This window comes from Pseudomonas sp. WT-JTC, from assembly GCF_056711565.1.
In genome coordinates this window covers 932,363-952,933 of record NZ_CM160042.1, presented here as the reverse complement: position 1 = coordinate 952,933, position 20,571 = coordinate 932,363, and the positions used below count along the sequence as shown (strand labels likewise).

Annotated in this window: 19 protein-coding genes and 2 pseudogenes; 12 read left to right on the top strand and 9 right to left on the bottom strand. The window is 58.7% G+C overall.

Annotation, left to right across the window (positions count from 1 at the left end):
• Window positions 1-10 precede the first annotated feature (10 nt).
• From AC06G5_RS04190 to AC06G5_RS04180, 3 genes are all read right to left on the bottom strand, one after another.
• Window positions 11-2,554, bottom strand: coding sequence for a LuxR C-terminal-related transcriptional regulator (locus AC06G5_RS04190; RefSeq protein WP_480459009.1), 2,544 nt, complete (start codon window positions 2,552-2,554; stop codon window positions 11-13).
• A 142-nt stretch (window positions 2,555-2,696) separates the two neighbouring features.
• Window positions 2,697-4,064, bottom strand: coding sequence for a DUF1329 domain-containing protein (locus AC06G5_RS04185; RefSeq protein ID WP_413703564.1), 1,368 nt, complete (start codon window positions 4,062-4,064; stop codon window positions 2,697-2,699).
• A gap of 23 nt (window positions 4,065-4,087) precedes the next feature.
• Window positions 4,088-5,881, bottom strand: a complete 1,794-nt coding sequence (locus tag AC06G5_RS04180; protein WP_413703565.1) for a DUF1302 domain-containing protein — start codon at window positions 5,879-5,881, stop codon at window positions 4,088-4,090.
• Window positions 5,882-6,455: 574 nt separating this feature from the next.
• Between AC06G5_RS04180 and AC06G5_RS04175 the strand changes: the two genes are divergently transcribed.
• The 3 genes from AC06G5_RS04175 (at window position 6,456) to AC06G5_RS04165 (ending at window position 9,896) form a co-directional block, all read left to right on the top strand.
• Window positions 6,456-7,247 (top strand): N-acetylmuramoyl-L-alanine amidase, encoded by a 792-nt coding sequence (locus AC06G5_RS04175; protein WP_480459008.1) that lies wholly within the window; start codon window positions 6,456-6,458, stop codon window positions 7,245-7,247.
• 668 nt (window positions 7,248-7,915) lie between these two features.
• Window positions 7,916-9,649: an S-type pyocin domain-containing protein gene (locus AC06G5_RS04170; protein ID WP_480459007.1), complete on the top strand. Its 1,734-nt coding sequence runs from the start codon at window positions 7,916-7,918 to the stop codon at window positions 9,647-9,649.
• Complete coding sequence (locus tag AC06G5_RS04165) at window positions 9,639-9,896, top strand: bacteriocin immunity protein (RefSeq protein WP_413703568.1); 258 nt, start codon at window positions 9,639-9,641, stop codon at window positions 9,894-9,896. The genes AC06G5_RS04170 and AC06G5_RS04165 overlap by 11 nt, the downstream gene beginning before the upstream one ends.
• Window positions 9,897-9,952: 56 nt before the next feature.
• Here the strand turns inward: AC06G5_RS04165 and AC06G5_RS04160 are convergent, their stop codons facing one another.
• The 4 genes from AC06G5_RS04160 to AC06G5_RS04145 form a co-directional block, all read right to left on the bottom strand.
• The gene (locus AC06G5_RS04160) at window positions 9,953-10,864 is read right to left on the bottom strand and encodes an SDR family oxidoreductase (RefSeq protein ID WP_480459006.1); all 912 of its coding nucleotides are present in this window, start codon (window positions 10,862-10,864) and stop codon (window positions 9,953-9,955) included.
• Window positions 10,865-11,025: 161 nt separating this feature from the next.
• Window positions 11,026-11,928, bottom strand: coding sequence for an alpha/beta fold hydrolase (locus AC06G5_RS04155; RefSeq protein ID WP_413421055.1), 903 nt, complete (start codon window positions 11,926-11,928; stop codon window positions 11,026-11,028).
• Entirely contained in the window at window positions 11,928-12,710 is a 783-nt protein-coding gene (locus AC06G5_RS04150; protein ID WP_480459005.1) for a class II aldolase/adducin family protein, read from the bottom strand. Before AC06G5_RS04150 ends, AC06G5_RS04155 begins: the two co-directional genes overlap by 1 nt.
• Window positions 12,711-12,933: 223 nt before the next feature.
• Window positions 12,934-13,389: a flavodoxin gene (locus AC06G5_RS04145; RefSeq protein ID WP_413421059.1), complete on the bottom strand. Its 456-nt coding sequence runs from the start codon at window positions 13,387-13,389 to the stop codon at window positions 12,934-12,936.
• Between the two features lie 102 nt (window positions 13,390-13,491).
• On the opposite strand from AC06G5_RS04145, the gene AC06G5_RS04140 reads away from it, so the two are divergent.
• Window positions 13,492-13,968 (top strand): PAS domain S-box protein, encoded by a 477-nt coding sequence (locus tag AC06G5_RS04140; RefSeq protein ID WP_413421061.1) that lies wholly within the window; start codon window positions 13,492-13,494, stop codon window positions 13,966-13,968.
• Window positions 13,969-14,022: 54 nt separating this feature from the next.
• Entirely contained in the window at window positions 14,023-14,628 is a 606-nt protein-coding gene (locus tag AC06G5_RS04135) for a hypothetical protein (protein WP_413421063.1), read from the top strand.
• Window positions 14,629-14,631: 3 nt separating this feature from the next.
• Here AC06G5_RS04135 and AC06G5_RS04130 read toward each other — a convergent pair.
• Window positions 14,632-15,592: pseudogene (locus AC06G5_RS04130) on the bottom strand (MerR family transcriptional regulator).
• A 212-nt stretch (window positions 15,593-15,804) separates the two neighbouring features.
• On the opposite strand from AC06G5_RS04130, the gene AC06G5_RS04125 reads away from it, so the two are divergent.
• From AC06G5_RS04125 to AC06G5_RS04095, 7 genes are all read left to right on the top strand, one after another.
• A complete protein-coding gene (locus AC06G5_RS04125) occupies window positions 15,805-16,374 on the top strand; it encodes an antibiotic biosynthesis monooxygenase (RefSeq protein ID WP_413421065.1) in 570 nt (189 codons plus the stop codon).
• Window positions 16,375-16,548: 174 nt separating this feature from the next.
• A complete protein-coding gene (folM, locus tag AC06G5_RS04120) occupies window positions 16,549-17,259 on the top strand; it encodes a dihydromonapterin reductase (protein WP_413421067.1) in 711 nt (236 codons plus the stop codon).
• A 20-nt stretch (window positions 17,260-17,279) separates the two neighbouring features.
• Entirely contained in the window at window positions 17,280-17,855 is a 576-nt protein-coding gene (gene folE, locus AC06G5_RS04115) for a GTP cyclohydrolase I FolE (RefSeq protein WP_413421069.1), read from the top strand.
• 2 nt (window positions 17,856-17,857) lie between these two features.
• Window positions 17,858-18,229 (top strand): dihydroneopterin triphosphate 2'-epimerase, encoded by a 372-nt coding sequence (gene folX, locus AC06G5_RS04110; protein WP_007970304.1) that lies wholly within the window; start codon window positions 17,858-17,860, stop codon window positions 18,227-18,229.
• Between the two features lie 83 nt (window positions 18,230-18,312).
• On the top strand, window positions 18,313-18,609 hold the full coding sequence (locus AC06G5_RS04105; protein ID WP_015093518.1) for a DUF1244 domain-containing protein: 297 nt from the start codon (window positions 18,313-18,315) through the stop codon (window positions 18,607-18,609).
• Entirely contained in the window at window positions 18,602-18,940 is a 339-nt protein-coding gene (locus AC06G5_RS04100; protein WP_413421072.1) for a HopJ type III effector protein, read from the top strand. Before AC06G5_RS04105 ends, AC06G5_RS04100 begins: the two co-directional genes overlap by 8 nt.
• A 264-nt stretch (window positions 18,941-19,204) precedes the next feature.
• On the top strand, window positions 19,205-20,455 hold the full coding sequence (locus AC06G5_RS04095) for a 2-aminoadipate transaminase (RefSeq protein ID WP_413421074.1): 1,251 nt from the start codon (window positions 19,205-19,207) through the stop codon (window positions 20,453-20,455).
• Here the strand turns inward: AC06G5_RS04095 and AC06G5_RS04090 are convergent.
• Window positions 20,455-20,547 (bottom strand): annotated as a pseudogene (locus AC06G5_RS04090) (outer membrane lipoprotein carrier protein LolA); the annotation flags it as partial. The gene AC06G5_RS04095 and the pseudogene AC06G5_RS04090 overlap by 1 nt on opposite strands.
• Window positions 20,548-20,571 lie beyond the last annotated feature (24 nt).

Sequence of the window (20,571 nt, the reverse complement as noted above, 5' to 3'; positions counted from 1 at the left end):
GTTGTGCCGGCTACGCGTGCAATATCAACCCCATCTTCTTCGCCATGGCCACGGCTTGAGTACGACGTTCAACACCCAACTTGCTATGAATTCGCCGGGCATGGGTTTTAACCGTATGCAATGAAATGAACAGTTGCTCGGCGATTTGCTGATTGGAGTTGCCTTGAGCAATCAGGCCAAGCACTTCAAGCTCTCGTCCACTCAACAGGCTGGCGTCGGTGGTCATGTCCGCCGTTGGTGCCACCCCCTGTAATCGGCTGAGCAAACCAGGCTGGCGCAAAGCCAATTCGCGTAATGCCTGCTGCCCGTTGCAGCGGCTCACCAGCGCCAGTCCCGCATCGAGTGCAGCCTTGGCCGACGCAGTGTCGCCCGTCCGGTCCGCCACTTCGCATAGCGCCAGTTGCAGCTCTGTTTCCAGCGCCAACATGGCGTGCTGTTGTGCGTGATCGAGCAATTCCCTGAGCCGACCCAGTGGGTCTGGCGCCTGGTCCAGATGGGGTTGTGCCAACACCAATTGGTATTCCACCCGGGCAATCAGCTGAAGCGTGGCCGGTGGCGCCTGGCGCGCACGAGGCCCGCGATAGTGACGCAAAACACGGGTCAGCGCCTCACAGGCCAACTCCGGTCGCCCTTGTTGCAGCCAGAAATGGCTGCTGATCTGCAGCAGCACACTACGATAAACGGTATCGGGAATCTGCCGCTGCTGCATCACGCGCTCGGCTTCGCGCAGGCGATCAAACGCGTGGGCGTAATCGCGCTGATTCGCGGCTATCTGCGCTTGCCCAAGAAAGCCATACAGCGCGTGCTTGTCCTGGCTTTGCAGGCAATCCTCGAGGCCGGACTGGAAGAAACCGGCGGCCAACTCATCTTGTCCCTGACAGAGGGCCAGCCGTCCTCGCCGCAGGGCAATTCGCCCCAACAACGGCGTCGGTCGATCAGCCTGTCGGGACAACAGTGCAAAAACATCAGCCAACAAGCTCTCGGCGCGCCGGGACGCTCCGCGCAGCTCCAGCAACTGTGCGTGATCGAGTTCAAGCAGCCCTTCGAACAACAGCGAACCCTGGGCGCGCGCCAGACACAACGCCTCGCGATTGAACGCCTGTGCCGCATCGAGTTCGGCGTTGAGCAACGCCTGCTGGGTCAGGCCCGACAGGCACAACAATCGCGCCGGCCAGGCATCGACGCTCAACTCGCCCAGCGCATCGAGAAAGTGCGCGCGGGCCGCCTCCATGCGGCCTTGCAAATGCAGCAACCAGCCCTGTTGCGCCTGCCAGCGCGCCAGCAGTTGCCGCTGCAGCGCCTCCGTAGGCTGCGGGGTAAATCGTGCCAGTTGCTCGATGCACTCGGCGGCATGATCGAAGCGCCCGGCAAACAACAACGCAGCGGTAACCAGCCCCACCAATTGCGGCGTGACCAGGGTCAGCTCAGCATGCTGACGCTCGTGGAGTTTCAACAACAGACAGACATTTTCGCGCCGGAACAAATGCTCGAAACTGAAGTGCTGCAACAGGCTGACAGCGACTTCGTACTCTTGAGCCAGCAGCGCCTGCTCGAATGCGCCTTGCCAGTCTTCTTCGGCGCTGAACCATTGGCATGCGCGGCGGTGCCAGGATCGCCCCGCCGGAGTCGGCTCTTCACGCATCGCCCGGGCCAGTGGCTCGAAGATCCGCAACCACTCGACGGAGTCTTCCCAGGGCTCGATGAAGCAGCCCATTTCCTGCAACGCGTGCAGCCACTGCGCGCCCTCCCCCATACCGAAAAGATGCTCGCACAAGCTGGCGTTGAAGCGTGGCAGATGAACCAATACCAGCCAGACCTCAATCAACTCCGATGGCAAGGTGTTGAACAACTCGTGTTGCAGATAATCGAGCAATGTTGCCGAACGCCCCTGCTCACCCGCCCACGGGCAACCATTGAGTAACGCGATCCGCACGCCAGCGCACCAGCCTCCGCTGCGCTCAACCACCCTTTTGGCGGTTTGTGCTGCCAGGGTCGGCTCGACATGACTGAGCAACTGCCCGACCTCGGCCTCGGTAAACGCCAGCGCCCGACCTTCGCACTCGTACAACTCATCATCCAGCAGCAGCCGCGGCCAGTTGCAGGCTGGTCGTCGACGGGAGCTCAGCCACCAGGTAACCGTCGGGCTGGCGACGGCCAACAGGCGATCGAGCATCCGGTCGAGTTCCGGGTTGGGTGCGCGACAGAAATCGTCGAGAAACAGCCAGGTCGGCGCCTGTAATCGGGCCAAATGCGCCAGCAGCCCCGGCTCGTCCGCCGAGGGCAGATCCAGCGCTTGCGTCAGGCGCAACAGAAAATCCGCCGCACTCAACGGCTGCCCCGCCAGCGGCAGCCAACAGACCCGACAGTGCTCCGGCGCTCGCAACAGGCATTCGGTGAGCAACGCGCTCTTGCCACTACCGGCCGGTGCACAAAGCAACTTCACCCGCGCAGTCGAGACCAGCATAGGCTCAATCAGCCGCTCGCGGGACAGATGATGGGACGACAGTCGGGGCAGGAAGCCAGGGCGGTCCAGACAGTGCGTCATTGCAGTCATTGTGGTGCGCCTTTTTTTATAATTCTGGCGCCACCCTAGCCCCCTCCCGAGCGCTTGTTGAAGAAGTATTCAACACACTGATCGCCCTCTATAAAAAAGGTGACCATGAAGTCACCCTTTTATGTAGGAGGCTGTAGGAAACCTACCTTACCCCCGTGCTACGCAAGGCCGCTGGTGTGTAGTCCCCCGCCTTTGCATCGATGTTGAATTCGAAACTGCGCTTCTCTTCGTTCTTCATTCCCAGGGCGATATAGCGACCGGCAATCAGGTCATACAGCGCTTCGACGGTGTAGGCCGGCACCTGGTGATCGTAGTAGAACTGGGCATGACCTTCGGCAACGCGCCAGAGCTGGCCACGCCCGTCGTAGTGGTCGGCCAGCGCCACTTGCCAGCTGTCTTCATCGATGTACATGTGGCGCTTGGCGTACACGTGCCGCTCACTCGGCTTGACCGTGGCGACGATTTCCCAGACCCGGTGCAACTCATAGCGAGTCAGGTCCTGATTGATGTGCCCGGCCTTGATCACGTCGGTGTACTTGAGGTCTGGCGAGTCGAGCTTGTAGCTGTTGTAGGGGATGTACATCTCCTTCTTGCCGACCAGTTTCCAGTCGTAGCGATCCGGCGCGCCGGAAAACATGTCGAAGTTGTCGGTGGTGCGCAGTCCGTCGGATGAGGTGCCGACACCGTCATAGGCTACCTGTGGCGCACGCCGCACCCGCCGCTGGCCTGCGTTGTAGATCCAGGCCTTGCGCGGTTCCTTGACCTGGTCGAGGGTTTCGTGAACCAGCAACACGTTGCCCGCCAGCCGCGCCGGTGCGGTCACTTCCTGCTTGAAGTAGTTGAGGACGTTATCGTCGCTGCCCGGTTTCAGATCGCTGAGCAACGACGGCACGGCGACCTCGTCCTTGAAGCGGATCACCGTGAAATCGCCATTGGACTGCGGTGTTGCCTGGGTGATGGTGCGCCGCAGATTGCCGCCGTGGTAACGGGTCACGTGGTTCCAGATCACTTCCACGCCGTTCTTCGGAATCGGGAATGCGTAGTAGCGATTGCCGGTGAAATTGGCCAGACCGTTACCGTCGTTGATCGGTGTTACGTTCAGCGCACTGCGCTTGGCCGACTCATAAATCTCCGTCGGCAATGCCACGGTACGGTGGCTTGGGTAGACCGGAATCCGGTAGGTCTCGGGGTAGCGCTTGAACATCGCTATCTGGCCGTCGGAGAGCTTGTCCTTGTACTTGTCGACGGTCGCCGCGGTGATCACGAACAACGGTTTTTCGCCGGCGAAAGGGTCAGCCAGGAAACCCTTGCTGTCCACCGCGCCCGCGTTTTTCGGGATGCCGCCGGTCCAGGCCGGAATCGAGCCATCGGCATTGCCGGCCTTCTCCGCACCGAGCGGCGTAAGGCTGGTGCCGAGCTTGTTGGCTTCTTCCGGCGCCACTGCGGCCATCACGTTGGCGGCCAGCAACCCGAGGGTCAGCGCGCCCAGTTGCAACATTGTCTTGCGCATCGAAATCATCCTTATCAGCCAGATCAGAAGTTCACGCCAAAGCTCAACGCCACGAAGTCCCGGTCGGTCAGGGTGTTGAAGTCCCCGCCGAAAAAGTCGGTGTAACTGAGGCTCGCGGTATAGGTGTTGCGATAGTCCGCATCGACACCGAGGCTGATGGCCTTGGCGCCTTCGTTGAACAGACCGTTGGGGCCAAAGCCTGAGACGTCGTGGGACCACGAGAGGTTGGGCCTGAAATTGATCCCGGCGATGAGGTTGTTGTAGTCGAGGATGGCCCGGGCGCGATAACCCCATGAAGTCGAGGTCACGAAGCCGTCGGTATCACCGCCGAATCCATACTGGCCATACACCGAGTCGCGGCCGTAGCGCAGTTTGGTACGTGCTTCCAGACCACCGACCCGAACCACCGCCGCCTCGCCCACCAGCGTCAGGCGATCCGCACCCGCGACCTGATCGAAGAAGTGCGTCAGGGTGCTCTGGATCTGCGTCACCTCCTTGCGGCGATAGCCTTTGTTGTCGGCCCCCGGTGACGTGGCAATGGGCGATGCTGCTCCACCCGCGATAGGGTTGAGCAACGCCAGGGTCAGGTCATTGGTGTTGACCTGCACCGGGGCGTTGGGGCGGTAGCTGATTTCCCCGCTCCATGCGGTGCCGGTGGGTAACGTGGTGGCGAAGCTGGCGCCGTAGAGGCGGATGTCCTCCGGGTATTCGAGGTAATACTGGCCGCGACCGAGCATCACACTTTGGGCCAGGCCTGAACCGGTGCCAGGCGCGATGCGGTTGGCGGTAGCGACGATCCCCGGAATGCTCGCCAGCGTACTGAGGCCGGCGGTGGTGGTCCCGACGCTCGGGCCGCGGCTGTGGTAGTTCAAGAAATACAGGCCGTATTCGGTGTCATCCCCCAGCCAGCGCAACGCCGTACCCCACTGCCCGGAATCCCGGGCATCGCGGTCGCCGCCACGGGGAACGATCACGCCCTCCTTGCTGACCTCGAAGCCCTGGCCAAAGGCAGCCGCAATCGGCTGCAACGGTGCAATGGCCGGGCTGGCGACGGTGTAGCCCTTGTTGCAGCCGTCCGCCACCACATCGACACCAAAGAAGGTGCCACAGTTGTCGACGACCGTCTGGTCCCATTCCAGTTGGTAGAAGCCTTCGACAGTCAACTTCTCCGTCAGGCCCTGGGAGGCGAACAGCATGTTGACCGGGATCAGGCCCTCCTTGATCTCGGCACCAGGACGACGGAACGCAGACACGTCGACCGGGTTGATGCTGTTGATGGAGTTGCCGATGAAAGTGCTCTCTCCCCAACTGACCACCTGCTTGCCGGCGCGCACCGTGCCCGGCAAATCGGCGAGGGAGTAGTTGTGGTAGACGAAAGCGTCGAGGATTTGTCCGCCAGAAGACTTGGCGCCTTCTTTGCGATTGTGATCGCTGATGTCCTTGAACGGGCGGCTCTCATCCTTCAGTTCGAAGTCGTACCAGTACTTGCCACGCACAAACGCACCGGTGTCGCCGTACTTCAACTCGAGGTCGTGAATACCTTTGAAGATCTTCGAGTAGGTTTCGCCCTTCTTGAAGTTCAATCGCCCGTCGTCGCCGGTCGAAGACTGGCCGGAACCGCCGTTGACAATGCCCACCAGGGATTTATCTGCGTCACGCATGCCCCAGCTCGCGCCGACCGACAACGAGGAGTCGAACGTCCCCTCGATTTCCCCGATGTTGAATGAAAGGGCCTGCGCCTGGGCGCAACAGCCTAATGCGACCGCAGCCGCCAGCGCCTGCGGTGTGAAGATGGCGCGCATTGTTGTTTTTGTCATGCGTCTTCCCCGGTGAGTGACAGAAGGCCTCACCCTACTGCCGGGCACCGGGGTCGATAAGCGCACCAAGGAGGTATTCGTGGTGTACCTCTAAAGGATGACTGGCACCGGGGCATCATCCAGGCGAAGAGCGCCCGATTCCTGACTGTTGCCCGGACTGCAACAGTGCATGTCCGGAATTGGTATTTTTCCTACAACACCAAGGGCTTATTCTTATCTGGCTGCTACAGTAAACCGTCGTAAGGCACGATGTGCCGGCTCGCGCCGTGATGAAAGATTTCAGATGAATCGAAGATTCGGTTTATCGCCCCATGTTCACTGACGTTGATTTGTAGCTCCTGATCCAACGTCTTACCTTGGCCGCTGCGTTTGCAGCGGCCTTTTTTATGGGCAATGATTTTTGATGAGTAACGGTTGCCAGTCGGTAACCCTGACCATCCAGACAAAATTTCGCACGCCTACATTTCTTTCAGAAAACGGCTACAAGCACAGGTAACCACCAACAGCACTCACGCCATTAAGTTGAACAGCAAGTCGGCGAACGACTTCAAACTTACTTATTGCGAGTGCAACCATGAAACCCATCAACTACAACCAGTATCGCTCGACCAGAAGCGTCAACAGTCGAGTACGCTTTCTGATCCTTCACTACACGGCTGCTAACTTTTCAAGTTCTGTCAGCGCCCTGACCGGCCCGAATGTCAGCGCGCACTATCTGATTCCGGATATCACCGACCCCAGTTACCTGAGAGCCGGTTATACCGGGCAGGAAGTATTCAGTCTGGTGGATGAAACTTATCGCGCGTGGCACGCGGGCGTCAGCCAGTGGGGTAACCGCAGCAATCTGAATGACACGTCCATCGGCATTGAAGTCGTCAACCTGGCGACTGACAACAACGGTGAATTCACCTTCCCGCCGTACCACCCCGAGCAGATTGCTGCAATTGAACAACTGGCGCTGAACATCCTCAAGCGCTACCCGGATATCACGCCGACGCAGGTTTTGGGCCACTCCGATGTTTCGATCGGCCGCAAAAGTGACCCGGGGCCTATGTTTCCCTGGCAGGCGCTGTACTTGAAAGGCATCGGCGCCTGGTTCGATGAAAGCACTCGGGACAAGTATTTGTGCCAATACAGGACATCGGGCATCCCGGCCCGAAGCGAATTGCTGGGTTTGTTCAAAACCTATGGATACGATATTTCGGGGGCATCAATGGAGGGTGGTTTTAAACAGTTGGTGCGGGCATTCCAGATGCATTTTCGTCCGGACAATCACGATGGGCTGATAGACGCGCAGACAGCCGCAAACCTGGCCGCGCTGGTACACAAGTACTTCCCTGAACCACCTGCGAAAACCGGACTGTGATCCGACATTGAAAAACCGGCAAGGTCACTGTACGTGACCTTGCCGGCACTGGAGAAGCGAATAGCTCTACCCATTTCACCATTTTAATTGGGTTTCTTACAGAGCTCTGGCAAACCGCTCGTGTAAAACGCCTCCTGTAAGCACGTAAGAAATTTCCATCTTTTAAAGAGAATTAATTCTTACCCTCGAAATTCCCACAAATTCCTTACGCAATTACTCACAGCCTTCTCAGACCATTCATCCGCGAGTCTGCTGTAAATTAAAACGTATCAAGAATTCGCCGGTGACACGGACATCACTACCAGCCACTCTCGCGCATTTAATGCTCAGCGATTCATCAAGCACATTCAAAAAGGACATGAATATGCAGAAGCCTCCACCATTGGTATTAACTGAAGCTATCCATACAACTGCAATAGCGCCTCCCCACATACCCATAATTCGCGGAACATTCCCAACCCTCCCTCACAGTGGAATGTTTGGCATTCCCCATAACGTAGTAGCCAATTCACGGGAACATACTACTCACAGCATGAGAACTGATCAGGAGTTTCAAACACGTACAGAACAAATAGCACAATCCATAGAGCAAGATCTGGCCGCAACGCGGTTAGAAGGCCCCACTCACCCCCTTTCCTCCTGCGCAGGTAATAACTCGAGAGTTAGGAGTGCGCCACACGCTAATTGCCAGAAAGACCGCTGAAGCACATCAAAAAATTCTGCTTTCCCACCAGTTCTTTGGGGATAACCCGCTCAATAAAGACTTTCATGATTACTATCGAAAAGCGCGGAGCATCGATAGTAAGGTTAGTCCAAAAGGAATTGCCATGCAGAATTGGGCCGCGTCGTACAGAGCTGCCCACGAAGCGAATTTGCTAACGCTATCAATCCAGATGCTCAACCAGCAACAAGCTGAAGTCTATAAGTGGTTGGCCACCGTACAGGCCATTGATCAGGAGCACGCAGCCGCAGCCGCAGCGGCAGCGGCAGAAGCCCAACGAATCGCTGCTGAACAGGCACGAATCAGGGCGGAATCTGAAGCACAAGCCCTTGCGCAAGAGCAGGCCCGGTTAGCCACATTGGCAGAAGCCGAACGAGTCGCCGCCGAGCAAGCCCGGATTGCCGCTGAGGCCGCCGCACGGTACATCGCCGCGGAGCAGGCTCGCCAGGAAGCGGAGGCCGAAGTACAGCGTCAAGTCGAGGAGCTGCGCCTGGAAAATCAACGGTTAGCCGAGGAAGAAGCCCGTCGCAATGCAATGGACTCGCTGAACACCGCACAAAGCCTTCGCCTGTTTCCCATATCGGGTGCGGCGGCGGCAAGCGGTCCGGTGTTCACAGTTGCAGCGGGAACGTTAGCGCTCGATGCGGCAACCACCCTCGCGATCAGGACTGCTGTGCGCTCAGCCGCCGCCACTGCAATCACGGCTTTGGCAGCGGTCGTCGGAACAGCTTCAGGCGTTGTGATAGTTGTTGGCGTTGCAGCACTGGTTTACTACGCGCTACGGGATAACAAAGAACCGTACGCCTTGAGCGTGCCGCTCTCGGATCTCACGGCCTATGATGTCGACGAGTTGCATGCCATCGCCCACACCAATGGTGAAGTCGAACTGTCGGTCGCCATGGGCTCCAAAACCACGGAAAACACCACGGAGTTCGCTGTTGCCGTTGCAAATGGCACAACGGTGCTTGGCAAAGTGCCGGTGCGGCTCGCCACCTATGATCCAGTTCTAAACCTTTACAGGAGCGAGACCCCGGACGCCCGGTCCCCCGGAATGACATGGACGCCAATTATCAGCCCGGGCAATGCGTCAACGGCTCTTCCTGTGGAACAACCGGTCGCTGCCCCCTACACCGGCGCAACCGCAACCGCCCTCGAAGGAAGGATAGATACAAACCCGGAACTGGATCTATACAGTTTTGGCGGATCTATTTACATATTCCCGACTGACTCGGGTATTCCGCCGCAGTTTGTGATGTTCAGGGATCGGCGGAGCGAACCCGGTGCATCTAGCGGTGCTGGAAAGTTAGTATCTGAAAATTGGATGAGGACTGCCTCAATGCCCGAAGGTGCACCGATCCCCGCGCAGATTGCGGATAAACTCCGAGGACGGAGGTTTTCGTCATTTAAAAATTTCCGGAGTGAATTTTGGAAGGCTGTGAGTAACGATGAGCTACTGAGCGGCCAGTTTACAAAACTAAGGCAAATGGACATGAAGCAGGGACTCGCTCCAGCTACTTCCCCTCAAGATCAAGTGGGTAGGAGAATCAAGTATGAAATCCACCATATCATCCCAATCGGGGAAGGTGGCGAAGTCTACGACATGGACAATCTCCAAATCATGACACCTAAATCGCATATCCAAATTCACGCAAAGACAAAAGGAGTAAAAAATGACTCTTAAAAACAAATTAGAAGAATACACAGAAGCCGAATACATGGCTTTAATCGAGCGCTTGTTCGAAGGCAATTACGCCTCTGAAGAAGAACACGATGCAATTGTTGAAAACATTGTTGCCACTTCAGAGCATCCCGATGGCACAGGCATTTTGTATGACCCTAGAGAGGGTGTTGAGGATAGCCCGACAGGTGTGATAAATGCAATAAAACAGTGGCGGTCAGATAACGGGAAAACTGGCTTTAAAGTCTAGAACAGGTAAATAAAAGAGGAGCAAGCACCTAAGCTTTCTCCTCTTTCAAACTTTCTTTACAAAGAATACCTCTGCAAATTCCCCATCATTTCCTTCAGCGCTTCGATGTTGTCCTTCGGATGCGCCGCGCCTTCGAAATCGCAAATCTGCTGCCAGTGCGCCGCCACGTCTTCCGGGGAGAAACCTGCCCGTGGATCGAACCCGACACCGAGGCTGCGCTCCCAGCGGACCTTGCCCATCCAGCCGCCGCCGACTTCGAACAGGCCGGAAGTTTCCTGGCAGCTCTCGCTGGCCAGGTACACCACCAGCGGGCTGACCAGCTCCGGTTTGAGCTGTTCGAAGACTTGCGGCGGGATCAGGCCTTCGGTCATGCGCGTACCGCCGGTGGGGGCGATGGCGTTGACCAGGATGTTGTTCTTGCGGCCTTCGATGGCCAGGGTGCGGGTCAGCCCATAGAGACCGAGCTTGGCCATGCCGTAGTTGGACTGGCCGAAGTTGCCATAGATGCCCGAGGTCGACGCAGTGAAAATCACCCGGCCGTAATTCTGTTCACGCATGTGCGGCCAGGCGGCGCGGGTGACTTTGTAGGCGCCTTCGACGTGAACGCGGTAAACCAGGTCCCAGTCCGCGTCTTCCATTTTGTGGAAGGTCTTGTCGCGCAGGATCCCTGCGTTGTTGACCACCACGTCGACGCGACCGAACACGTCGAGGGCGTTTTGCACCAGTTTGTCGCCGTCGGTGACCGAGTCGTGGTTGGACTCGGCGATGCCGCCGGCCTCGCGAATCTCCGCGACCACGCGGTCGGCGGCCGAAGCGTTGGCGCCTTCACCCTGGGCCGAGCCGCCAAGATCGTTGACCAGCACCCTGGCGCCCTGTTTGGCGAACAGCAGTGCATGCGCCCGTCCCAGGCCGCCACCGGCACCGGTGATGATCACGACTTTATCTTCGAAGCGCACAGACTCATTCATGGGGGGACTCCAGCAGGCCAAGTGACAATGAGTCCGAGTTTCAGGCACGGCGCTGCCGGTCACAATGAACACGGGGGAGGCTGAATGGTGCGCAATAAGGCTGGGGGATGATTGATGGAGAAATAGACAGGCCCCCTCGCCACAACAGTTCAATCCAAGGCTCAGGAACACGCCACCTTGCGCGGCGGCAAGAGCAGTTGATCGCGAAACGCCAGGTAGTGCTTGAGCACCTCGCAGGGTGCCTCGATCTGTGGGTAATGGCCAATGTCAGGCAACACCACCGTGTCCGCGTCCGGGATCAGCTCCCGATAACGCTCGACCATGTGTACACCGGAGACCGGATCGACCCCGCCATCGATCACCCGCAGCGGCACTTCACCGCGTTGCATCGCGCTCACCCAGCGGTTGCGCCACACGCGTCGCTCCGGGATGTAGGCGATCAGTTTATGCATGATCCGTGGTCCGCGATGGCTTTCGACCAGGCTCCAGAAGTCATCCATCTGGCTTTCGCTGGGACGGGTCTGCGGACCGAAAATCCGTCGAAAGCTTCTCACCAGACCATCACGGCTGAAGGCGCGGCCAATCATCCAGCCCAAAGGGCTGAGCAAGAGTTTTTGCATCAGTACCGGGCGATGGGTTTCTGGAAACAACCCGCCATTGAGAAACACGCAACTGGCCAGTTCCACCTTCGATTCGTAATGCCTGGCCAGCAGTTCCTGGGCCACGCTGTCGCCATAATCGTGGGCGAACAGGTGCACCGGCTGCTCGACATTCAAGTGCTCAAGCAGTGCCTGCTGCAGATCCGCTTGCTCCAGCAGGCTGTATTGGTGATTCGCCGGTTTGGCCGAATCGCCGAAACCCAGCATGTCACAGGCAATCACGCGAAAACGCTGGGTCAATGGCTGCCACAGGTAATGCCAGTCCCAACTGGCGGACGGAAAGCCGTGAATGAGCAACAGCGGCTCACCCTGCCCCGCTGTCCAGTAACGGATGCTCTGGCCATGGAATACGAACTCCTGGCTGCGTTTGCGCCAGACACACAGGGGGATCTCGGCGAGTTCCATCAGAGTTTATAACCCGGGTCCAGTTTATCGAGTTTACGTAGCAGCGCCGGCCAGGCCAGCGCTCCGCCCATTCCTTGAGTACTTCTGGTGACACCCGCGATCATGGCTTTGGCGCCGGCCAGAATCTGCGGTTCGATGGCGATCAGTTCCGCGCCACCGTTTTGCGCCATGACCTGAATGTCGCAGGCACGCTGGAAGGTAAACATCATCAGGAACGTATCGGCGATGGTGCTGCCGCAGGTCAGCAGACCGTGGTTATGCAGCATCAGGAAGTTGTTTTCACCGAGGTCGGCCTGCAGCCGCACTTTCTCGTCATGGTTGAGCGCCACGCCTTCGTAGGCGTGGTAGGCCAGGCTGGAAAGCACGAACAACGACTGTTGGCTGATCGGCAAGACCCCCTGCTTCTGTGCCGACACGGCAACCCCCGAAGCCGTGTGGGTGTGGAGCACGCAGACGACATCGTGACGGACTTCATGCACGGCGCTGTGGATGGTGTACCCCGCCGGATTGATCTCGTAAGGGCTGTCCATCAGCTTGTTGCCGGCCTGATCCACCTTGACCAGGCTCGACGCGGTAATTTCATGAAACATCAACCCGAACGGGTTGATCAGGAAGTCTTCGGTGCCCGGCACTTTGGCGGAGATGTGGGTAAAAACCAGATCGTCCCAGCCATGCTGGGCCACCAGACGATAACAGGCAGCGAGATCGACGCGGGTTTGCCACTCGGCAGCACTGACCTGGTCTTTGACGCTATGGGGCGATTGGACGGGAGCGACAGTCACGGCTAGGAACCTCGGTTTTTATTATGGAGTGTTTCCAATGAATACCGAGTCTAGTCACCCCTTGAGGTTCGTGTAGTTGCATTGGCAGCCAGCTTTATGGCCCAGCGAGTCAGTCAACCGGCAACTCTGGATCCATGTCAAATGACCGGCGCCAGTAAGGGGCTGGCAGGCAGCGTTTACTGCACTGTCAGAACCCTGACTGGCATGGGTGTCGTGGCAACGGTCAGGCGCGAAGTGCGCCGACCAGTTCCGCCAGCCAGGGCTCGGCATCCGTTTCGGGGGTCACACTTTCGCTGGCATCCAGGCGCAGCATTGGCAGTACTTCGCGAATGCCCAATTCACCGAACAATTCGCGCATCAGTTCACCGCCCCCACAAAACGTATCGCCATAGCTCGCATCGCCCAGGCCGATCACCGCACCCGGCAAGCCACGCCAGGCAGCGGGCAACTGGTCACGAATCGCGAAATACAGCGGTTGCAGGTTGTCCGGCAGCTCGCCCATGCCAGTGGTCGATGTCACAGCCAGAAAGGCTTCGGGGCCAAACGCCTGGATATCGGCGAGGGTCGCACGCGGGTTATGCCAGGTTTCGAAACCGGCGGCTTTCAACTGGCTGGCGGCGTGGCGGGCAACTTCTTCGGCCGTGCCGTACACCGAGCCGGAAATGATGGCGACTTTCATAAATCTGATCCTGAATCCGGGTAAAAGACCCGGATATTAACAGCACGGTCGGGATTGTTCTTTTAGAATGCGATCGACAATCAATCAGGAAAGGATACTCCGATGATTGACGCTCAACTGCTGCAAATGGTGATCAACGCTTCAAACGACGGTATCGTGATTGCCGAAAAGGAAGGCGAGCAAGACAACATCCTCATTTACGTCAACCCCGCGTTCGAACGCCTGACGGGGTACTCCAGCGAAGAAATTCTCTATCAGGATTGCCGCTTCCTGCAGTCGGGGGACCGTGACCAGGAAGCCCTGCCATTGATTCGCGACGCCTTGAACCGTGAAGGATCCTGTCGGGAAATACTGCGCAACTACCGCAAGGACGGCACATCGTTCTGGAATGAGTTGTCCCTTTCAACGGTGAAAAATCCAGCGGACGGGCAAACCTACTTTGTCGGTGTACAGAAAGACATCACCGTGCAGGTCAAGGCGCAGCAACGCGTGGCTCACCTGGAGGGGCCGTTGGCTGAACTCCAGGCCGAGCTTGCTGCGCTCAAGGCGACGAACGGCAAAAACCAAATCCGGAATTAATGGTCAGTAAATATAATCACCACTGACTTTGTAATTATATCTTGCGAGTTGGCCATGCAACGCGACGCACTCCTGACCCAGGATGAGCTGGATTTCATCCAGACCATGCAGCACAACCCGCAACTCAATGTGCGGGATGCGACGTCGAGCCTGCTGGTCAACGGTGGATCGCAAATCCGTGACCTGCTCACCCGCCTGGCGGCCCATGAGCAGGTCACCATTCACGCCAGCTTCGAAAACCAGCAAATGACCTTCCCCCTGCATCTGGTGGAAGACGAGTTCCATGCGCTGCATTTGCGTCTCGGCGTGCCGAGCATCTATGAAGGCGGGCCGATGGTCCGGCCTTGGCGCCTGGTACTGGACGAACCGGTAGCGCTGGAAAACGCCAAGGGTCAACCTGGCGCCCTGTGGGTACACGAAGTGTCGTGCAAAGGGGTTTTGCTGGAGGTTCGCAACAAGACCAAGCCGCCGAAGCATTTCGCCTTGTGGTTCAGCCCGTCAGGCTATGAGCGGATTGCCTTGCGCGGCACTTTCGAGAAAGAAAACGAACAGGGCTTCTACGCCTATCAGCTGAGCCAGAGCGATACGGACGAAACCGAGCGTCTGCGCCAGTTCATCCTGCAACAGCATCGCTTGACTCATCCAGCGCTGCACCTCTGAACTTCAAGTATCCAGAGTACCCGCCAGGAACTGCTTCAGACGCTGGCTCATGACCTCCCCTTCATTGCCCAGGCAACCGATCGATGAGCTGGCGAGGCTCTCCCGTGCCAGGTCAGAAGCATCACCGGCCAACAACAATCGACACTCCAGGCTCATGGCCAGGCGATTCAAACGCCGGGGCAGCTCGGGAGCCGGCGCATGATTGGAAAACAGCACCAGCGCCTGGGGCTTGGTCCGTTCACAGACCAGGGTCAACTCATCGAACGGCTGACCAATGGGCAGCACTCGAACCCCCATTTGCGGGCTGCTCAGGAACAAGGCGGCAATCAGTAATTCGAGTTCCCGGCAATGGCCAACCAAGGCACAGATGATCACTCGCCGTGGCCGGGTATCGCGAATCAACAGCAGGCGTTGCAACACCCGCGACCGCAGGAAACCATCGAAAAAGATCCATTCGCTGGCCCCGCCGAATTGATCCTGGCGTTGCAGCAATTGCCTCCATACCGGGAGAAGAATGTCTTGAAATACCACCGGCAGGGAGTAGCTGGAAAAAACCTGTCCGTACACCTGCTCCAGCTGAACGTCGTCAAACGCGCTGACGGCAACCCGGATCTGCTGTTGCCATTGAGCGTAGTCGGCCAGCACGAGGTCGTTGGGAATGATGTGGGACAGCGTTTGCAGGGGGGACCGCCCTGGCCAGTAACGTGCCGATTTTGCTGACCGCCACCCCGCGGTCGATCCAGCCGAGAATGCTGCGAACACGCTCGATATCGGTCATTGAATAGAGGCGATGCCCACTTTCAGTGCGTGTCGGCACGATCAGACCGTAGCGCCGCTCCCATGCGCGAAGGGTGACCGGGTTGATACCGGTCAGGCGCGCCACCTCGCGAATCGGAAAGAGCTGCGCCTGATCAAGGAAGACAGCCTGCGGTACACCTGAGGTTACGCCAGTAAGGACAGGCATCTGGAGTTGTACATTCATGTGCAGATGAATTCCCATTCTAACTCCGCTGTACTGTAATGATTCAAGTTCATAATCGAAGAAAAACGCTAAAAGACGAAACCGGCAGAATCAGGAATAATCCTTGCTTGTTCCGAGTCGCAGCCCACCACCCCGGCGCTGCGCCTGGCGAAGTTCCTATCCGGAGCGACGCGAATGTCTTATGGAGATACACAATGTCTACCCCACCCGTCACGCTGATGGTCGCGCGTCGCGTTGCCAACGGTCGCTATCAAGACCTGATCACCTGGTTGCGCGAAGGCGAACAACTGGCCACCGACTTTCCTGGCTACCTCGGCTCCGGCGTACTCGCACCTCCGCCCGGCGATGACGAATTCCAGATTATCTTTCGCTTCGCCGACGAGCAGACCCTGCATGCCTGGGAGCATTCCGCCTCGCGCAGCGCCTGGCTCGGACGCGGCAGCGAGCTGTTCGCCCACCCGACGGAACATCGGGTCAGCGGCATTGAGGGTTGGTTCGGTGCCACCGGCCAACGCCCGCCGCGCTGGAAACAGGCCGTGGCGATCTGGCTGGCGTTCTTTCCGGTTTCACTGCTGTTCAACTTTGTGCTGGGGCCGCTGCTGAGCGAGATGGCGCTACTGCCCCGGGTGTTCATCAGCACCCTGTGCCTGACGCCGTTGATGGTGTATTTCTTCATCCCGCTTTCGACCCGTCTGCTGGCCAATTGGCTGAACAGCACACCCGTGCGCCGCTTGCCCGTCGAACCCTCCACACAAAACCACTGATGATCTCTTGTGGGAGCGGGCTTGCTCGCGAAGGCGGCGTATCAGTCAACATTTGTACTGTCTGACATCACGCTTTCGCGAGCAAGCCCGCTCCCACACAGGCCCGTTTTACACAATAGGTAGAGTGCTCCCGTCGCTGGTATAGTTTTGCTCTCACCGCGACGCGAGCCGTTCATGACTTCTTCCGCAGCCCCTATCCTCATTACCGGCGCCGGCCAGCGTGTCGGCCTGCACTGCGCCCGGCGACTGCTGGAAGATGGCCATCGCGTGATTTTCAGCTACCGCAGCGAGCGTCCCGGTGTGCAAGCCCTGCGCGATCTGGGGGCCACTGCGATGTTCGCGGACTTCGCCAGCGAGGCCGGGATCCTCGCCTTCATCGGCGAACTGAAAACCCACACCGACTGTTTGCGGGCGATTGTCCACAACGCCTCCGAATGGCTGGCCGAAACACCGGACACTGACGCCGCAGCATTCACCCGCATGTTCAGCGTGCACATGCTGGCGCCTTACCTGATCAACCTGCATTGCGCCGAACTGCTGCAACGCTCGAGCCCCGCCGACATCGTGCACATCAGCGATGACGTGACCCGCAGGGGCAGCAGCAAGCACATCGGCTATTGCGCCAGCAAAGCCGGGCTCGACAGCCTGACCCTGTCCTTCGCCGCCAGGTACGCGCCGGCCATCAAGGTCAACGGGATTGCGCCAGCCCTGCTACTGTTCAAGCCTGAGGACGACGCCGCCTACCGCGCCAAAGCGCTGGCCAAGTCCGCGCTGGGCATCGAGCCTGGCTGCGAAGTGATCTACCAGAGCCTGCGCTATCTGCTCGACAACCCTTATGTCACCGGCACCACCCTGACCGTCAATGGCGGAAGGCACATCAAATAAGTGTCCCGCGAGGATTTACCATGACGTTATCCCTGCCCCAGAACGCCCTGTCCCAGAGCTATCGCGAGATCCTCATCGGCGTCGGCGAAAACCCCGACCGCGAAGGGTTGCTCGATACGCCGATGCGCGCGGCCAAAGCCATGCAGTACCTTTGCCATGGTTACGAGCAAAGTGTCGAAGAGATCGTCAATGGCGCGCTGTTCGCCTCCGACAACGATGAAATGGTGATCGTCGACAACATCGAGCTGTACTCGCTTTGCGAACACCACATGCTGCCCTTCATCGGCAAGGCGCATGTGGCTTATATTCCAACCGGCAAGGTGCTGGGCCTGTCGAAGATTGCACGGCTGGTGGACATGTTCGCCCGGCGCCTGCAAATCCAGGAAAACCTCACCCGGCAAATCGCCGAAGCCGTGCAACAGGTGACCGGCGCAGCAGGCGTCGCAGTGGTCATCGAAGCGCAGCACATGTGCATGATGATGCGCGGCGTCGAGAAACAGAATTCGACCATGAACACCTCGGTGATGCTCGGCGCCTTCCGCGAGTCGAGCAACACCCGCCAGGAGTTCCTGCAATTGATTGGACGGAGCAAGTAGCAATGCCACAACTTCAGCCAGGCATGGCACGCATCCGGGTCAAAGACCTGTGCCTGCGTACCTTCATCGGCATCAATGAGGACGAAATCCTCAACAAGCAGGATGTGCTGATCAACCTCACCATTCTGTACGCAGCCCAGGAAGCGGTACGGGACAACGACATCGATCACGCGTTGAACTACCGCACGATCACCAAGGCGATCATCGCCCACGTGGAAGGCAACCGCTTTGCGCTGCTCGAACGCCTGACCCAGGAAATTCTCGACCTGGTGATGGCCAACGCATCGGTGCTCTACGCCGAGGTGGAAGTCGACAAGCCCCACGCGCTGCGATTCGCCGAGTCGGTATCGATTACGCTTGCAGCGAGCCGCTAGCTACAAGCTTCAAGCGCCAGGCTGTAAACTTCGACCTACCGCAATCCATCTTGCAGCTCCCAGCTGTCTCGCAGAGACCTCCCATGAACGATCAACAACGCCTGGAACTCGAAGCCGCCGCCTTTCGCCGGCTGGTGGCCCACCTGGACAGCCGCAAGGATGTGCAGAACATCGACCTGATGAACCTCTCGGGCTTCTGCCGCAACTGCCTGTCCAAGTGGTACAAGGCGGCGGCTGACGAGCGCCAGATCGAGGTCAGCCTCGACGAAGCCCGCGAAGTGGTTTACGGCATGCCGTACGCCGAATGGAAAGCCCAATATCAGCAAGAAGCCAGCGCCGAACAACAAGCGGCGTTCGCCAAAGGAAAACCCAATGAGTGATTTGAACACCCTGCGCGCCAGCCTCAACAGCGGCGAACACGCCTTCGCCGACACCCTGGCCTTCATCGCCGCCGGTTACGACTATCAGCCTCAGGCCTTCAACAATGGCGGCGTGGAAAACGCGGCCGGGCAAAACGAAGGCTCGTGCAAGACCCTGGGTCTGGCGCTGCTCGAAGGCTTGAGCGATGCGGAAGCCCTGCTGGCTTTCGGCGAGCATTACCGCTCGGTGTTGGCGACGCCGGAAGGCAGCGATCACGGCAATATCCGCGCGTTGATCGCCCATGGTCTGGCCGGTGTGAAGTTCTCTCAGCAACCGCTGACTCGCCGCTGATTTAATTCGCTGCCGATTAAACCTGTAGGAGCGAGCCCGCTCGCGATGGACTGAAGAACGCCACGGGGTGTCAGGCACCCAGCGTCATCGTTCACGACCATCGCGAGCAAGCTCGCTCCTACAGGTTTTGCGTTCATGGCGCGGAATGGATCACAAGCACAACCCGACTTTTAAGATTGACCCGGCAACTTTATTTCGTTTGCCGCGCACCACCGCTCACGGCTTAGATAAAAAGAAGTCCTCCTACTTCCGAGCCGGTCATTCATGCGCAGCGAAACCATCAGCCAGTCGATCAACATCGTTCACCCTGTCACCCTCAGCCACGGCAAAAACGCCGAGGTCTGGGACACTGACGGCAAACGCTACATCGACTTTGTCGGCGGCATCGGCGTGCTGAACCTTGGCCATTGCCATCCGCGCATCGTCGAGGCCATTCGCGAACAAGCCACCCGACTGACCCACTATGCGTTCAACGCCGCGCCCCATGTGCCCTACCTCGAGTTGATGGATCGCCTCAGCACGTTCATACCGGTGGATTACCCGGTCAGCGGCATGCTCACCAACAGCGGCGCGGAAGCGGCGGAGAACGCCCTGAAGATCGTCCGTGGCGCCACCGGCCGCACCGCGGTTATCGCCTTCGACGGCGCGTTTCACGGCCGCACGCTGGCAACGCTCAACCTCAATGGCAAAGTCGCGCCCTACAAACAGAAAGTCGGCGTGCTGCCGGGGCCGGTGTATCACCTGCCTTTCCCCAGCCAGGACAACGGCGTGACTTGCGCCGATGCGCTGAAGGCCATGGAGCGCCTGTTCAGCGTCGAGATCGATGTCGACGACGTGGCGTGTTTTATTGTCGAGCCGGTGCAGGGCGAAGCAGGTTTCCTGGCCATGGAGGCCGAGTTCGCCCAGACGTTGCGCAAATTCTGCGACGACAAGGGCATTGTGCTGATCGCCGATGAAATCCAGTCCGGTTTCGGTCGTACCGGCCAACGCTTTGCATTTTCGCGACTGGGTATCGAGCCTGACTTGATCCTGCTCGGCAAAAGCATCGCCGGCGGCGTGCCGCTGGGAGCGGTGGTCGGGCGCAGATCGCTGCTGGATAACCTGCCCAAGGGCGGCCTTGGAGGCACCTATTCCGGCAACCCCATCGCCTGTGCGGCGGCATTGGCGACCCTGGACGAAATGACCGATGCCAACCTGCACGCCTGGGGCACGCAACAGGAAGAGGCGATTGTCGGCCGCTATGAAGCCTGGCGCTCAAGTAGGCTGACGCCGTATCTGGGGCGTCTGACCGGCGTCGGCGCCATGCGCGGCATCGAGTTGATCAACGCCGATGGCTCGCCAGCACCGGCACAATTGACCCAACTGCTGGCCCTGGCGCGGGACTCCGGGTTGCTGCTGATGCCCAGCGGCAAGTCGCGGCACATCATTCGCTTGCTGGCGCCATTGACCACCGAGGCGACGGTGCTGGAGGAAGGGCTGGATATCCTTGAGGCGTGCCTGAAGAAACTGGCCTGAACCACAGCGCCCACTGTAGGAGCGAGCATGCTCGCGAAGAACCTGAGAGCTCCGCGGGGTGTCAGGCTCCCAGCGTTATCGTTGACGACCATCGCGAGCGAGCTCGCTCCTACAGG

What these genes read in the sequence shown, in the direction of transcription:
- AC06G5_RS04165 (WP_413703568.1), top strand. Translation starts at nt 9,639, where the DNA reads ATGACTCTTAAAAACAAATTAGAAGAATACACAGAAGCCGAATACATG.
- AC06G5_RS04100 (WP_413421072.1), top strand. Translation starts at nt 18,602, where the DNA reads ATGAGTGATTTGAACACCCTGCGCGCCAGCCTCAACAGCGGCGAACAC.
- folE (WP_413421069.1), top strand. Translation starts at nt 17,280, where the DNA reads ATGACGTTATCCCTGCCCCAGAACGCCCTGTCCCAGAGCTATCGCGAG.
- AC06G5_RS04185 (WP_413703564.1), bottom strand. Translation starts at nt 4,064, where the DNA reads ATGCGCAAGACAATGTTGCAACTGGGCGCGCTGACCCTCGGGTTGCTG.
- AC06G5_RS04155 (WP_413421055.1), bottom strand. Translation starts at nt 11,928, where the DNA reads ATGGAACTCGCCGAGATCCCCCTGTGTGTCTGGCGCAAACGCAGCCAG.
- AC06G5_RS04105 (WP_015093518.1), top strand. Translation starts at nt 18,313, where the DNA reads ATGAACGATCAACAACGCCTGGAACTCGAAGCCGCCGCCTTTCGCCGG.
- AC06G5_RS04180 (WP_413703565.1), bottom strand. Translation starts at nt 5,881, where the DNA reads ATGACAAAAACAACAATGCGCGCCATCTTCACACCGCAGGCGCTGGCG.
- AC06G5_RS04135 (WP_413421063.1), top strand. Translation starts at nt 14,023, where the DNA reads ATGCAACGCGACGCACTCCTGACCCAGGATGAGCTGGATTTCATCCAG.
- AC06G5_RS04140 (WP_413421061.1), top strand. Translation starts at nt 13,492, where the DNA reads ATGATTGACGCTCAACTGCTGCAAATGGTGATCAACGCTTCAAACGAC.
- folX (WP_007970304.1), top strand. Translation starts at nt 17,858, where the DNA reads ATGCCACAACTTCAGCCAGGCATGGCACGCATCCGGGTCAAAGACCTG.
- AC06G5_RS04095 (WP_413421074.1), top strand. Translation starts at nt 19,205, where the DNA reads ATGCGCAGCGAAACCATCAGCCAGTCGATCAACATCGTTCACCCTGTC.
- AC06G5_RS04125 (WP_413421065.1), top strand. Translation starts at nt 15,805, where the DNA reads ATGTCTACCCCACCCGTCACGCTGATGGTCGCGCGTCGCGTTGCCAAC.
- AC06G5_RS04175 (WP_480459008.1), top strand. Translation starts at nt 6,456, where the DNA reads ATGAAACCCATCAACTACAACCAGTATCGCTCGACCAGAAGCGTCAAC.
- AC06G5_RS04160 (WP_480459006.1), bottom strand. Translation starts at nt 10,864, where the DNA reads ATGAATGAGTCTGTGCGCTTCGAAGATAAAGTCGTGATCATCACCGGT.
- AC06G5_RS04145 (WP_413421059.1), bottom strand. Translation starts at nt 13,389, where the DNA reads ATGAAAGTCGCCATCATTTCCGGCTCGGTGTACGGCACGGCCGAAGAA.
- folM (WP_413421067.1), top strand. Translation starts at nt 16,549, where the DNA reads ATGACTTCTTCCGCAGCCCCTATCCTCATTACCGGCGCCGGCCAGCGT.
- AC06G5_RS04190 (WP_480459009.1), bottom strand. Translation starts at nt 2,554, where the DNA reads ATGACTGCAATGACGCACTGTCTGGACCGCCCTGGCTTCCTGCCCCGA.